14 protein-coding genes are annotated in these 12,498 nt (G+C 64.0%); 8 read left to right on the forward strand and 6 right to left on the reverse strand.

Annotation, left to right across the window (positions count from 1 at the left end; genetic code table 11):
• Positions 1-7 precede the first annotated feature (7 nt).
• Together C8K44_RS10405 and dut are read right to left on the reverse strand one after the other, a co-directional pair.
• Complete coding sequence (locus C8K44_RS10405) at positions 8-664, reverse strand: HAD family phosphatase (RefSeq protein ID WP_109575725.1); 657 nt, start codon at positions 662-664, stop codon at positions 8-10.
• Positions 661-1,140: a dUTP diphosphatase gene (dut, locus tag C8K44_RS10410; RefSeq protein ID WP_109575726.1), complete on the reverse strand. Its 480-nt coding sequence runs from the start codon at positions 1,138-1,140 to the stop codon at positions 661-663. The genes C8K44_RS10405 and dut overlap by 4 nt, the downstream gene beginning before the upstream one ends.
• A 223-nt stretch (positions 1,141-1,363) precedes the next feature.
• Here dut and C8K44_RS10415 point away from each other — a divergent pair, with 223 nt between their 5' ends.
• From C8K44_RS10415 to C8K44_RS10435, 5 genes are all read left to right on the forward strand, one after another.
• Positions 1,364-2,158 (forward strand): class II glutamine amidotransferase, encoded by a 795-nt coding sequence (locus C8K44_RS10415; RefSeq protein ID WP_109575727.1) that lies wholly within the window; start codon positions 1,364-1,366, stop codon positions 2,156-2,158.
• 84 nt (positions 2,159-2,242) lie between these two features.
• Positions 2,243-3,022 (forward strand): helix-turn-helix transcriptional regulator, encoded by a 780-nt coding sequence (locus C8K44_RS10420; RefSeq protein ID WP_109575728.1) that lies wholly within the window; start codon positions 2,243-2,245, stop codon positions 3,020-3,022.
• An 86-nt stretch (positions 3,023-3,108) separates the two neighbouring features.
• A complete protein-coding gene (locus tag C8K44_RS10425; protein WP_109575729.1) occupies positions 3,109-3,504 on the forward strand; it encodes a VOC family protein in 396 nt (131 codons plus the stop codon).
• Between the two features lie 50 nt (positions 3,505-3,554).
• Entirely contained in the window at positions 3,555-3,965 is a 411-nt protein-coding gene (locus C8K44_RS10430) for a VOC family protein (RefSeq protein ID WP_109575730.1), read from the forward strand.
• Entirely contained in the window at positions 3,955-4,311 is a 357-nt protein-coding gene (locus tag C8K44_RS10435) for a DUF1801 domain-containing protein (protein ID WP_109575731.1), read from the forward strand. The genes C8K44_RS10430 and C8K44_RS10435 overlap by 11 nt, the downstream gene beginning before the upstream one ends.
• 19 nt (positions 4,312-4,330) lie before the next feature.
• Here C8K44_RS10435 and C8K44_RS27505 read toward each other — a convergent pair whose 3' ends face one another.
• Positions 4,331-4,720 carry an SRPBCC domain-containing protein gene (locus C8K44_RS27505; RefSeq protein ID WP_158282728.1) on the reverse strand — a complete coding sequence of 130 codons (390 nt, stop codon included), beginning with the start codon at positions 4,718-4,720 and terminating at the stop codon, positions 4,331-4,333.
• A gap of 240 nt (positions 4,721-4,960) precedes the next feature.
• Here C8K44_RS27505 and C8K44_RS10445 point away from each other — a divergent pair, with 240 nt between their 5' ends.
• The 3 genes from C8K44_RS10445 (at position 4,961) to phnN (ending at position 8,635) form a co-directional block, all read left to right on the forward strand.
• Positions 4,961-6,010: a DNA alkylation repair protein gene (locus C8K44_RS10445; RefSeq protein ID WP_109575733.1), complete on the forward strand. Its 1,050-nt coding sequence runs from the start codon at positions 4,961-4,963 to the stop codon at positions 6,008-6,010.
• Positions 6,011-6,209: 199 nt separating this feature from the next.
• Positions 6,210-7,802: a peptide chain release factor 3 gene (locus tag C8K44_RS10450; RefSeq protein WP_109575734.1), complete on the forward strand. Its 1,593-nt coding sequence runs from the start codon at positions 6,210-6,212 to the stop codon at positions 7,800-7,802.
• Between the two features lie 203 nt (positions 7,803-8,005).
• A complete protein-coding gene (phnN, locus tag C8K44_RS10455) occupies positions 8,006-8,635 on the forward strand; it encodes a phosphonate metabolism protein/1,5-bisphosphokinase (PRPP-forming) PhnN (RefSeq protein ID WP_109575735.1) in 630 nt (209 codons plus the stop codon).
• Positions 8,636-8,651: 16 nt separating this feature from the next.
• Here phnN and C8K44_RS10460 read toward each other — a convergent pair whose 3' ends face one another.
• From C8K44_RS10460 to C8K44_RS10470, 3 genes are read right to left on the reverse strand one after another with little or no spacing between them, the layout of a single operon-like run.
• Positions 8,652-9,749, reverse strand: a complete 1,098-nt coding sequence (locus C8K44_RS10460) for a DUF1513 domain-containing protein (protein WP_109575976.1) — start codon at positions 9,747-9,749, stop codon at positions 8,652-8,654.
• A gap of 57 nt (positions 9,750-9,806) precedes the next feature.
• A complete protein-coding gene (locus tag C8K44_RS10465; protein WP_109575736.1) occupies positions 9,807-10,886 on the reverse strand; it encodes an imelysin family protein in 1,080 nt (359 codons plus the stop codon).
• Positions 10,886-12,487, reverse strand: coding sequence for a di-heme oxidoredictase family protein (locus tag C8K44_RS10470; RefSeq protein WP_199227071.1), 1,602 nt, complete (start codon positions 12,485-12,487; stop codon positions 10,886-10,888). The genes C8K44_RS10465 and C8K44_RS10470 overlap by 1 nt, the downstream gene beginning before the upstream one ends.
• Positions 12,488-12,498 lie beyond the last annotated feature (11 nt).

The following is a 12,498-nucleotide window of genomic DNA, read 5'->3' on the forward strand; positions in this document are numbered from 1 at the left end:
CCCCTTTTCAGCGGATGGGGACCAATCCTGCCAGGGTGCGCATGTCGTCGAACAAGTTGGCGCCGGCGGCGGCAAGGCCGTCGCGGTCGGCGTGCGGATCGCCGTGATAGGCAAACACCCGCATGCCTGCTGCAGCCCCCGCCTGGGCGCCGGCGACGCTGTCTTCGATGACGATGCAGTCGGCCGGATCGACGCCCATCTTGCCCGCCGCATGCAGGAAAAGATCAGGGAAGGGCTTGCCGCGCTCGACCATGGTGGCGGAAAACAGAACGTCGCGGAAATGCGCCAGGAGCCCGGTCTGGCCGAGCGTCATGTGCATCTTGTCGACGCGTGCCGAAGAGGCCACGCAATAGCCGATGCCTGCTGCCTTGACCGCCCTGATGAAGGTTTCGATGTGCGGGATCGCCTGCACGCCGCTGCCAAACAGGCTGGGCAACTCGCGGTACCAGCGTTCGACGAAATCCGGCCCGAGGCTTATGCCCGCCGCTTCGACTTCCTTCTGCACCGACACCAGGCTGCGCCCCACGAACTGCCGGCGGCATTGTTCGTAGCTCACCTCATAGCCGGCTTCGCTCAGCCACGACGACAGCCGCCGGTTGGCCAGCGGTTCGGTGTCGACGAGCACGCCGTCGCAATCGAAGATGACGAGCTTGGGCGATCTCATGCGGTGCCGGTCGAGCCGAAACCGCCATTGCCGCGTGTCGTTTCACCGGCAAGGCTGCGTTCCTCGATCGAAGCGCGGGTCACTGACGCGATCACCATCTGGGCGATGCGCATGCCGCGCTCGACATAGAAGTCCTCGTCGCCGTGGTTGATCAGCAGCACCTTGACCTCGCCGCGATAGTCGCTGTCGATGGTGCCGGGCGTATTGAGGCAGGTGATGCCGTGCTTGAAGGCGAGGCCGGAGCGCGGACGCAACTGGCCTTCGAACCCTTCGGGAATTTCGAACACCAGGCCTGTCGGCACCAATGCGCGCTTGCCGGGCAGGATCAGCAAGGGACGGTCGTCCGGCACGGCGGCGCGCAGGTCCATGCCGACGGCACCTGATGTCTCGTAGGACGGCAAGGGCAGCTCGGCTGCGTGCGGCAAGCGGACGATCCCGATGACGGGGGCGGAAGTATTTTCAAGGGCGGATTTCATGGCGGCGATCCTATGGGACGGTGATCGAGCAACGTCAATCCCGATATCTGCGCTCGGGCTTTTCGATGACACAACTGTGTGCTTTTCGCCATGCTCGGCGACACTCAACGGCAACGTGGATCAGGTAGATAATCGCACGCGTTTACGCTTTGTTAGCCATGCTGGTTGAGTCTGGGCGGGTATCTCCGCCCGCCACGTGCTGAGACATTGGGGTCGATGAGCCATGTGCCGATGGGCCGCTTATCTCGGTGAAGAGGTCTTCCTGGAAGACATCGTGACAGCGCCTTGTCATTCTCTGATCGCCCAGAGCCATTGCGCCCAGGAGGCCAAGTCACCGACGAATGGCGACGGTTTCGGCCTCGCCTGGTATGGCGAGCGGCCGGAGCCCGGCCTCTATCGCGACATCCTGCCGGCGTGGTCCGATCCAAACCTCAAGAGCCTGTGCCGGCAGATCAAGTCCGGCCTGTTTCTCGCCCATGTCAGGGCGTCGACGGGCGGCGGCACCAGCCGTTCCAACTGTCACCCGTTCATCTCGGGCCGCTGGAGCTTCATGCACAATGGCCAGATCTCGGGCTTCGAAAAGATCCGCCGGCGGCTGGAGGCTAGTATCAACGACGACCTCTATGAGCAGCGCCAGGGCACAACTGACTCCGAGCTGTTTTTCCTGCTGATGCTGGAGGAGGGGCTCGACGCCGATCCGCCAGGTGCGGTCGCGCGCGCCACCGGTCGCGTGGTTGCCGCGGCGCGCGGCGCGGGCATCGATCCGCAGCTCAAGCTGACGGCTGCGTTCAGCGACGGCCAGAACCTGTTTGCCGTGCGCTACGCCACCGACGCGCATGCGCCAACGCTTTACACCCGCGATGGCGGGGCGGGCCGATGCATCGTCTCGGAGCCGTTCGATCGCGAAGGCCAGAGCTGGCAGGCGGTGCCGCCGTCGAGCTTTGTCACCTTGACGCGGGACGGCATGTCGATCCGCCCGTTCCAGCCGGCATTGACGCAACTGGCGATGGCCGGCTGAAATCTGCTATCTGCCAGTGATGATCTGGCCGCTGAGGTGGCCATGCCCTCGCGTCTTGCGCAACGGAGAGCTGGCTTTCGAGAAATGACCTTGTCGGCTCGCTACACCGAACTGAGCCTGGCCGCCGGCCTCGGCGAAGAGGTCGAAGCGGTGTGGACTTCCGTCAGCGATCGCGCCGCAAGCTACCGTGTCCTGCCGGACGGACGTTGCGACATCATCCTCAGGTTCGATGCCGGACAGCGTCCGATCACCGGGGTGACCGTTGTCGTCACCGGCCCGACGACGCGCTTCTACGACGTGCCGATCGAACCCGGCATAGGGTTTGTCGGGCTACGGCTGCGGCCAGGCTGGTTCGAAACGGTTCTCGGGTTTGAACCGGCGGAGCTGACGAATTCGAACCTGATCGGCGCTCAAGCAATCGCCGCATGTCCCGCTCTGAAGTGCCTTTGTGCGCCGGCGCGGGATCAGAACGAACTTGTCACCAGCCTGACGGCCTTTGTTCGCAAGCGTGCGGCCGACGGCCGCTTGGTGCTGGCACCGCTGAGCCGCAGCGTGATCGGTGCCTTTCACGCCGCCGGTGGACGCCTGCGCATAAGTGACGTGGCACAGATGCATGCCGTTTCCGCGCGGACGCTGCAGCGACTTGTCGTCAAGGCAACCGGCCTGACGCCAAAAGCCCTTGCGGGGATACTTCAGTTCCACCGGGCCTTGCGGCTGCTGCGCGATCACCGTCTTAGCCCTGCAGATGCGGCAGTGGAGGCGGGCTTTTCGGATCAGGCGCATATGAGCCGTGTCATCAGGCGCATGGGCGGCTTTTCGCCGGCGCGCCTGCCAGACGTGACGCTCGTCAGCCTGGACGATTGATGTCCGATTTGTTCAAGATCGGATCAAAAAAAGGCGTATTGTAGGGCGACCAACCGGGGTCAACGGCCCCAACTGGGGGAAATTCGATGGCCGCGCGTCTTGGCTATACAATCCTTTACGTCGCCGATGTCGAGGCAACCGTCGCGTTTTACGAGGCTGCGTTTGGCCTGCCTCGCAAGTTCATCCACGAGAGCAATCTCTATGCCGAAATGGACACCGGCCAGACAACCTTGTCTTTCGCCGGCGAGCCGATGGCTGAGATGAACGGGCTCGCTATTCGCGCCAATCGCAAGACTGATGTCGCGGCAGGGTTCGAACTGGCTCTGATCTTCCACGATCCCGAGGAAGCCTATCTCAACGCGATTGCCGCGGGCGCCACGCCGGTCAAGCCGCCGGAACACAAGCCGTGGGGCCAGATCGTCGGTTATGTCCGCGATGTCAATGGCTGCCTCGTCGAGATCGCTTCGGCCATGCCGGACTGATAGCCGAGCCGCCTGCACAACCAATCGACACCTGACCAAGCGAGCCAGACATGCGCCCGACGACGGCCTCTCCCTGCATCACGACAAAGCGCGTCACCGAGACGCGTGACTTCTACATCAGGCATTTCGGCGCACACCCAGCGTTTGATTGCGGATGGTTCGTCAGCCTTGAATTTGGCGACGGGCTTTCGCTGCAGTTCATGGAACCGCCGGGGGAGCAGCCCTTATGCGAAACGGCTGGGCTGACCTACAATTTCTGCGTCGACGACGTCGACGAAGACTATCGGCTGATGACGGCGGCCGGGCTCGTGCCGATCATGCCGATCGAGGATCATCCGTGGGGCGATCGTGGTTTTGCGATCCAGGATCCAAACGGCGTCACGCTCTACATCTACTCGAACCGGGAGCCGTCCGCCGAGTTCAGGCAGTTCTACGCAACACGGGTCGGCCATGACGGCTGATCGCGTTCAAGCCTTCCTGGACGACATGCGAGGTCACCGGCCGGAGCATTTCGCCATCGTCTCGCGGGTGCGTGAAGTCGTGCTGCAATCCGGGGCCTCCATCTCCGAGGAGGTCAAATATGGCGGGATCCTGTTTTCGTCGCGGGTCGGGTTTTGTGGTGTCTTCCCATATGCCGCGCATGTGACGCTTGAGTTCAGCGAAGGCGCGACCTTGCCGGACCCGCACGGAATGCTCCAGGGGCAAGGCAAGCTGCGCCGCCACATCAAGCTCCTGTCCGTGTCGGACATAGGGGACCTGTATGTCGCCGACTATGTCGCGCTCGCGCGCCAGACGGCCGACGCCTGAAAGGCGCCTTGGCTGCGGCTCAATGATGCGTGAGCGCGCGGTTCATCGGCTCCCAGTACATCTTCGGCCAGCCTTCATCGAGCGTTGCGTGCGCCGAGCGGGGGTAGCCGGCCTGGTCGAATGTCAGTCTTGTGCCGGTGCCGTCGGCCTGGAGTTCGAAGCGCACGATCGAATAGGTGCCCTCGGGCCAGACGCGTGAGCGCCATGCCTGGACGATGCGGCGGTTGGGCACCAGTTCGACATTGCGGGCCTCGATATCGCCGCCGAACATCGAAACCTCACCGCCCTCATGCGTCGAGATGTGCGCCGCCCGCCCGCCCGTCATCGCCTGGAAGCGGGTGGAGTCGAGTAGCAGTTCATAGATGTTTTTTGGCGAACCCTTGATGTGCACTTCCTGGTGGATGGTCATGGCGACCTCCTGGAATGACGCGACATGTCTCGCGCGCCTTGAGAATATTTTCCGCCTGTCCGGCAACGACGTCAACGGCGGCGTGCGGCCTCGAAAGCGCCACCCGTCACGAGTCTCCTGACAGCGCCTTGGCAGGAGAGGGATTGTAGTTTCGAGGTGCGATTCGTATCTGCGCAGCAAGCCCTGCGTCTGGTTGGACGCCCGAGGGCGGCGCGGGGGCGCCATGCAGGACGAAAATAGATGACTGAAGACCAGACGCTAGCCGCCCCGGCACTCAAGGAAATCTTCGATCGCGAGCGCCTTCGCCATATCGCCGCGGAGACGGCTTCCATCTCGGCTGCCTTCGATGCGGAACGGTTCATGGCGCTTGCGACAGAGAACCTCGACGATCTCGGCATCATGCAGCGTATGCGCCAGACGGCGACCAGCTTGCATGGCGCGCTGCCGGGCAGCTTCGAACGCGCAATTGAAGTGCTCCATGATCTCGCGCCGCGCATCCAGCACGGCTTCGCGTCGATCGTGCTGTCCGAATATGTCGCGCTTTACGGCAAGGGCCACTTCGACCTGTCGATGCAGGCACTGCACTACTTCACCCGCTTCGGCTCGGCCGAATTCGCCATCCGCCACTTCCTGGCGCAGGACTTCGACGGGACGCTGAAGGTGATGCGCGGCTGGGCGCTCGACGACAACGAGCATGTGCGCCGCCTGGCCAGCGAAGGCTCGCGCCCGCGTCTGCCATGGTCGTTCCAGCTCAAGCAACTGATCAAGGATCCTTCGCCTACGGCACCTATCCTCGACGCGCTCAAGTGCGATTCGAGCCTCTACGTGCGCAAATCGGTGGCCAACCACCTCAACGATATCTCCAAGGACCATCCCGACAAGGTGATCGACCGTGTCTCAGGCTGGAACATGGACGATGCGCGCGCGCTTGGCGCTATCGGCACGACCGGCACGCCGATGGTCCGCGTCGAGGCGTTTGCCGTGTCGCCGGCAGCGATCATGCTCGGTGGCCGCATCACGCTCAAGGCGAGCATCGCTTCGACTGCCGAGGCAGCGCAGCAATTGGTGGTCGATTATGCCGTACACTACGTCAAGAAAAGCGGCGGCAGCTCGAAGAAGGTGTTCAAGCTGAAGGAGATCAACCTTGCGCCGGGCGGCCAGAAGGATCTTTCGATCAGCCAGGCGGTGCGTGACTTTACCACGCGCAAGCATTATCCCGGCCACCATCGCATGGAACTGATCGTCAACGGCGAGACGGTGGCCGAAGGCGGTTTCGAGTTGAGGGGATGAGTTTGGCGCGACGCTCGCGCCTCCCTCCCCCTTGTGGGGAGGGGTAAGGGGTGGGGAATCTAACAATCGCCCTACGAGCCACCGCCACCCTCTATCCCTCCCCACAAGGGGGAGGGAGGCCTGAACGCCCTGCTTCGTTCCAATTCCTCGACAGGCGCGGCGTCCGCTGTTAGAAGCCCGCCATCACAAGGAATCCCCGATGGCTGAAGACATCGAAAAGGCGGTGGCGCGCCGCCGTACGTTCGCGATCATCGCGCACCCTGACGCCGGCAAGACGACTCTGACCGAAAAGCTGCTGTTGTTCGGCGGCGCGATCCAGCTCGCCGGCGAGGTCAAGGCCAAGAAGGACAAGATCCAGACCCGCTCGGATTGGATGAAGATCGAGCGCGAGCGCGGTATCTCGGTTGTCACTTCGGTGATGACCTTCGAGTATGGCGACAACGTCTTCAACCTGCTCGACACGCCGGGCCACGAGGACTTCGCCGACGACACCTACCGCACGCTGTCGGCTGTCGACAGCGCGGTCATGGTCATCGACGCCGCCAAGGGTATCGAGCCGCGCACGCTGAAGCTGTTCGAGGTCTGCCGCCTGCGCGACATTCCGATCATCACCTTCGTCAACAAGATGGACCGCGAGGCGCGTAACACCTTCGAGATTCTCGACGAGATCGAAGAGAAGCTGGCGCTCGACACCGCGCCCATCACCTGGCCGATCGGCCAGGGCAAGACTTTTGCCGGCACTTACCATCTCGCCCAGAACGCGGTACGCCGCGGCGACGACGAGAAGGAGCGCACCGAGGTTCACGGCCCCGACTCCAACCGCGCCGCCGGGCTTCTGCCCGACAATGACCGTCCTGCCTTCATCGAAGAGCTGGAGCTTGCGCGCGAGGCGTGCCGGCCCTTCGACGAGCAGGCGTTCCGCGAGGGCCATCTGACGCCGGTCTATTTCGGCTCGGCGCTGCGCAATTTCGGCGTGCGCGACCTGATCGAGGCCCTGGGCGAGTTCGGCCCGGCACCGCGCGCCCAGGAGGCCGACACCCGCAAGGTCGAGGCGACGGAAGAGAAAATGACCTCCTTCGTCTTCAAGATCCAGGCGAACATGGACCCCAACCACCGCGACCGCATCGCCTTCGTCCGCGTCTGCTCAGGCGAGCTCAAGCGCGGCATGAAGGCCAAGCTCGTGCGCACCGGCAAGCAGATGTCGCTCTCGGCGCCGCAGTTCTTCTTCGCCCGCTCGCGCATCACCGCCGACGAGGCCTATGCCGGCGACGTGGTCGGCATTCCCAACCACGGCACGCTGCGCATCGGCGACACGCTGACCGAGGGCGAGGATATCCTGTTTCGCGGCGTGCCCAACTTCGCACCGGAAATCCTGCGCCGCGTCCGCCTCGGCGACGCGATGAAGGCCAAGAAGCTCAAGGAAGCGCTGCACCAGATGGCCGAGGAGGGCGTGGTCCAGCTGTTCCAGCCCGAAGACGGCTCGCCCGCCATCGTCGGCGTCGTCGGCGCGCTGCAGATCGACGTGCTCAAGGAGCGTCTGTCGGTGGAATACACGCTGCCGGTCGACTTCGAGATGGCGCGGTTCTCCGTCTGCCGCTGGATCGACGCCGATGACAAGGCAGACCTGCATCGCTTCATCGAAAGCCATCGCGGCGACATCGCGCGCGATCTCGACAATGATCCGGTGTTCCTCGCCCAGCACGAATTCTCGCTCAACTATGAGGCCGAGCGCTGGAAGATGATCCGCTTCGCCGCGATCAAGGACTATCAGGTCCGCGACAAGGTCGCCTGATCCGGGATGACGGAGCGGTTTTGCCGCTCCGCCTCTCCGTTTCGTCATTCCGTCATGTAAATCGCCTAAGGACATTCCGGTGCGCTGTCGGTCCCTGGTCCAAGCCAAGGTGGGTGACAGCGCGGCAGTTGAGATGTTCAATGCGCCGTTGCCTGTCCAGGGCCCCGGCGGGCCGATGCGCTGGCACGGAGGAATGACGACGCATGATGGTTTCAGCATTGATCGAGCGTGAACTGACCCAGCTTGGTTCGCCTGTCCGCAACGGCGTTTTCGTTGCCGTGGTCGGTCCAAGCGGTGCCGGCAAGGACACGCTGATCGCCTATGTCCGCGAGCGCCTTGGCGACGACGAGCATGTCGAGTTCGCCCGTCGCGTCATCACGCGTCACAGCGACGGCGCGACCGAAGATCACGACACGCTGGCGGATGCCGCCTTCGTCGAGGCCGACGCCTCCGGCGCCTTTGCATTGTCCTGGGAAGCGCATGGCCTGCGCTACGGCATTCCGGCCTCGGTCGACGATGCCATAGCTGTCGGCCACGTCGTCGTCGCCAACACCTCGCGCGGCGTCATTCCCGCCTTGCGCGAGCGCTACGCCAATGTCGCGGTTGTCGAAATCACCGCTGCCCCCGAAATCCTGGCGGAGCGGCTTGCAGCACGCGGGCGCGAGTCGCGCGGCGAGGTGCTGGCGCGGCTGGCGCGCACCGCCCCGCACGATCTGTCGGGTCCCGGCCATGTCGCCATCGACAACAGCGGCGCGGCCGAGGTTGCCGGCGAGCGGTTCCTCGCCGTGCTGCGCAAGGCGGTCGCTTTTTCCGATGTGTCAGGGTTGATATGATTGCGTAAGCAGTAGCTTACGCAAAGCGCAGCATGTGATTGTCCCACACGTGCTGCGGGTCGTTGGTTTGCTCCCCGCTGGGCGCGACGACGAGGCCGGCACCGGTGGAGGCGAGGAAGCCGTCGCGATCGGGTGCCAGGCCGCAGACCTCGACCAGCTCGTTCCTGGCGACGACCTTGCCGGTCTTCGCCTCGATCATCGCCCAGGCGTTGCCTTGCGGTGACGATACCGCAACCAGGCCGGCGTCGCGGTTGGCCGCCACCGAGCCGATATAGTTGCGGAAGCCGCCGAGGATGTCTTCGGGCATCTCGAGCATGGCGAGGTCTTCGCCGCGTCTGGCACGCCCGACGAGCAGCGGCTTTTCCGTCGCCGGCCCTTCGTGCTGGCCGCCGAACCACACGGTTCCCGCCGCGTCGATGTCCATGTGCCGGATAGAAAGCTGGTGCAGCTTTTCCGGCAACTCGTGCTTTTCCTTGAGGTCGCCGGAAATGCGGTCGACCAGCACGAAGGACGGCTTCATTGTCGGGATGTTGAGCTTTGCGCGGCCGAAATCCGGGTGGGTCTCGATGCCGCCATTGCAGATCGCAAGCGTGCGCCCGTTGCCGAGCAGGATCAGCTCGTGCGGGCCAACACCATGGGTCGGGAATTCACCGAGCCTGCGAAAGCCGTCGCGCGCGTCATAGATGCCGACCATGCCGGCGGCGTTGTCGAAATCGTTCTCGGTCGTATAGAGCAGCGCCCCGTCCGGCGAAAAGACGCCATGGCCGTAATAGTGCCGGCCTGCGATGCTCGGGATGGTGAGTGGTTCATCCTTGCCGGTATGGTCGAAGACCAGCATGAAGGTGCCGGGCTGGCGTGCGAACACCACCGACTTGCGCGAGACCGGATCGAAGGTCACGTCATGGCCGCGCTCCGGCAACGCCACGCTGTGCAGGATCTTGCCGGCCTCCGACAGCACGGCGACGCCGTACTCGCCCGTGCGCGCTTGATAAGCCGTGGCGAACATGGCGTCGGTTTCGAGCGCCAGCGCGCGCTTGGCCGGGGCGAGCGCCATCAGGAATGTCGCCCCTGCGGCCTTGAGGAAATCGCGGCGGTCAAACAGCGGCGAGCGCATCCCTTGGCTGGGCAAGACCTCGTCCGAAAACCGGCGGCCAGTTCTCGCGATCATGCTCTAGTCCCCGTCGAGCGAGGAGAAGCCCGCCGTCAGCCCGAGGCCGCCGGCAAGACGCGTGCCGAAAAGTTCCGACAGGCTGGAGGTCACGACTCCGAAATAGGCGAGCTTGGCGCGTTTTTCCGGATCGGCGAGCACGGCGTCGATCGGCCTGGTGATTTTGGTGACGGCGTTTTGAGCGTTGGCGAATTCGAAATCGATCGACTGCGCGATCCACTCGGAATCCGCCGGCAGCAGCGTGCCGAACTCCGAGGCGTCGAACAGCGCCTTCATGCCCGATATGTTGCCGCCAAACGCGGCGGCGGTGCCTTGCGAGCGCCAGTACAGCGCCTGCTTGGGCTTGTCGGTAGCCACGTCCTTGCCGAGGAAGCCGTTGACGCGCACGTCGCGCACCAGCTCGAGCCCGTTGACATAGACTTCGAGCAATTCGGTGACTGCTTCGCTGGCGTTGCGATAAAGTGGATTGGCGGCACCGGGCTTTTGCCACTGGGCAGCAAAGCCCTTGTCGTCGCGCCAGGCAGTGTCGACCTCGGCGGCGATCGTGGCGATATTGCCTGATATGGCCTTGCCGTAGGCGCAGCGATAGGCGGCGGAGGTACCGGCAAGATCGTCGGCGCCGGTGCCGAACAGGACGAATTCCAGCGCGCCGAGCCCCTGCATGGCGACACTCTTTTGCGCCAGCTTCGCAGCGTCGGTGGCCGTTTCGTCTTTGTCGGCGAGGGCGGCCTGCACCTGCTTCAGTCCGGTGCCCTTGCGGTCTGGCCAAAACAGGATGCGTTCGAGGCGGTGCTGTTCGGTGATCGGCCCAAAACGGATGATCTCGATCTCCGACCATGTCGCCGTGGTTTTGGAAAAGGCTTCGCGCGTGGCCTTCAGATTGGCGGCCGATGGGGCTGCGCAAAGCGTGTCGAGGTTCTTTCCAAGCGCTGCCGCGTCCTGAACGAGCCGGGCATAGGTGGGGCGGATGAAGCCGTCGATCGAGTTGGCGATCACCTTGTCCGAGGCCTCGTTGGCGTAGGCCGCGGTCGCGGGCAGGATGAGGCAGGCGACAAAAGCGGATGCGAGCGTATGTCTAGCCATCACAGCGACTCCAGGAATTTGACAAGGGCTGCACGGTCGTCGGTGGCGAGCCCGGCAAAGCGGTCGCGCGCGCCTTGCGCCTCGCCGCCATGCCACAGGATCGCTTCGGTCAGGTTTCGCGCCCGCCCGTCATGGAGGAAGAAGGTGTGGTCGTTGACGGTCTTGGTCAAGCCGATGCCCCACAGCGGCGGCGTGCGCCACTCGCTGCCGCTGGCGTCGCCGACCTGCTGGCCGTCTGCCAGGCCTTCGCCCATGTCGTGCAGCAGGAAGTCGGAATATGGCCAGATCAGCTGGAATGCCTGTGCCTTGTTCGGCGTGCCGCGCCGGGTCACGAATTTCGGAATGTGGCACGACGCGCAGCCGGCTTCATAAAACATCTGCTTGCCGCGCAGCACTTCAGGGTTGTCGATGTCGCGGCGGGCAGGCACGGCCAGGTTCTGGGAATAGAAGGTCACCAGATCCATGATCGGGCCAGGCGCCTCGACCGGGCCAAGCCGCTCCTGGACGCCATTGGGCATGGCAAGGCAAGCGGTCTGGGTCTCGGTGCAGTCGCCCCAGTGATGCGGAACGTCAGGCGTCGAGATGCCGATGTCGCCGGCGAAGGCGTCAGCCGACTGCTGGCGGATCGAGGGGGTCTGCGCCTTCCAGCCAAAGCGGCCCAGCGTAAGCGCCCCGGTCTTGCCGTCGCGCACGACCGAAGGCTTGCCGGAGATACCGTCGCCATCCTTGTCGTCGGGATCGGCATTGGCGAGAATGTCAGCCGGATGGATTTGTTCGATCAGACCGAGGCCGATCATTTGCGGTGTCACGCGCGGCGACAGCGTCGTTTCCGGATGCATCTGGCCGTAGGCGAGATCGCTGACTGAATAGGTTGGCTTGCGCAGTGAAAGCTTGGTGCCGTCGCCGAGTTCGACCGGCACCTCCTCATAGGAGATGACCATGTGGCCCTCGCCGGCGAGGCCGGGCACGGCCAGGTCCTGGAATTGGGCGCCATAGATGGGGTCAGGGAAGTTCAGCACCTTTCGGTCGGCAAGGGCGGCCTTTTCTTCTTCTGTTGCGGCCGGGCGGGCCAGCCTGAGGAACATCGAGGTTGCGTCCGGATTGCCCTCCGGCGGATGGCCACGGCCGTCCTTGAGGTGACAGCTCTGGCAGGCGCGCGCATTGAACAGCGGCCCCAAGCCGTCCGAGGCCTGTGTCGAAGACGGCGACGACACCCACAGCTTGCGGAACATGCCGTTACCGAGCTTGAAGGTGCCTTCTTCCTCGAAAGTGATGTTGGCCGACGAATGCGAGAAGGCATCCTGGTTGACGCGCTTCTCGGATGTTCCAGCGCCACCTTGCATCAGCTCGAACTGTTCCGGCTTCGAGAAGTCGGTGGTCGGCTTGACGATCTTTTCGACGCGCGCCTTGTCCGAGGGCTTGAGGTCGTGGCGTTCGCGCGCGAGCCCGTCCGGTTCGCCCGCAGCGGCCGGCAAGGCCGTGGCCAGCAAAAGGCTCGAAACAATCAAGCGAAGTGCCGAAGCACTTCGCTTGTCGTAAGTCTTGGTGCCGATAGGCGCACCCGGCAGCATGCGGCGCGTCAGTGAAAAAATGCGCCGCATTCCGGCATGTC

It is taken from the genome of Aminobacter sp. AP02 (genome assembly GCF_003148805.1).
Lineage (GTDB): Bacteria > Pseudomonadota > Alphaproteobacteria > Rhizobiales > Rhizobiaceae > Aminobacter.

What these genes read in the sequence shown, in the direction of transcription:
- C8K44_RS10445 (WP_109575733.1), top strand. Translation starts at nt 4,961, where the DNA reads ATGACTGAAGACCAGACGCTAGCCGCCCCGGCACTCAAGGAAATCTTC.
- C8K44_RS10450 (WP_109575734.1), top strand. Translation starts at nt 6,210, where the DNA reads ATGGCTGAAGACATCGAAAAGGCGGTGGCGCGCCGCCGTACGTTCGCG.
- C8K44_RS10465 (WP_109575736.1), bottom strand. Translation starts at nt 10,886, where the DNA reads ATGGCTAGACATACGCTCGCATCCGCTTTTGTCGCCTGCCTCATCCTG.
- C8K44_RS10435 (WP_109575731.1), top strand. Translation starts at nt 3,955, where the DNA reads ATGACGGCTGATCGCGTTCAAGCCTTCCTGGACGACATGCGAGGTCAC.
- C8K44_RS10460 (WP_109575976.1), bottom strand. Translation starts at nt 9,749, where the DNA reads ATGCGCTCGCCGCTGTTTGACCGCCGCGATTTCCTCAAGGCCGCAGGG.
- C8K44_RS10420 (WP_109575728.1), top strand. Translation starts at nt 2,243, where the DNA reads ATGACCTTGTCGGCTCGCTACACCGAACTGAGCCTGGCCGCCGGCCTC.
- C8K44_RS27505 (WP_158282728.1), bottom strand. Translation starts at nt 4,720, where the DNA reads ATGACCATCCACCAGGAAGTGCACATCAAGGGTTCGCCAAAAAACATC.
- C8K44_RS10430 (WP_109575730.1), top strand. Translation starts at nt 3,555, where the DNA reads ATGCGCCCGACGACGGCCTCTCCCTGCATCACGACAAAGCGCGTCACC.
- C8K44_RS10470 (WP_199227071.1), bottom strand. Translation starts at nt 12,487, where the DNA reads ATGCGGCGCATTTTTTCACTGACGCGCCGCATGCTGCCGGGTGCGCCT.
- phnN (WP_109575735.1), top strand. Translation starts at nt 8,006, where the DNA reads ATGATGGTTTCAGCATTGATCGAGCGTGAACTGACCCAGCTTGGTTCG.
- dut (WP_109575726.1), bottom strand. Translation starts at nt 1,140, where the DNA reads ATGAAATCCGCCCTTGAAAATACTTCCGCCCCCGTCATCGGGATCGTC.
- C8K44_RS10425 (WP_109575729.1), top strand. Translation starts at nt 3,109, where the DNA reads ATGGCCGCGCGTCTTGGCTATACAATCCTTTACGTCGCCGATGTCGAG.
- C8K44_RS10405 (WP_109575725.1), bottom strand. Translation starts at nt 664, where the DNA reads ATGAGATCGCCCAAGCTCGTCATCTTCGATTGCGACGGCGTGCTCGTC.
- C8K44_RS10415 (WP_109575727.1), top strand. Translation starts at nt 1,364, where the DNA reads ATGTGCCGATGGGCCGCTTATCTCGGTGAAGAGGTCTTCCTGGAAGAC.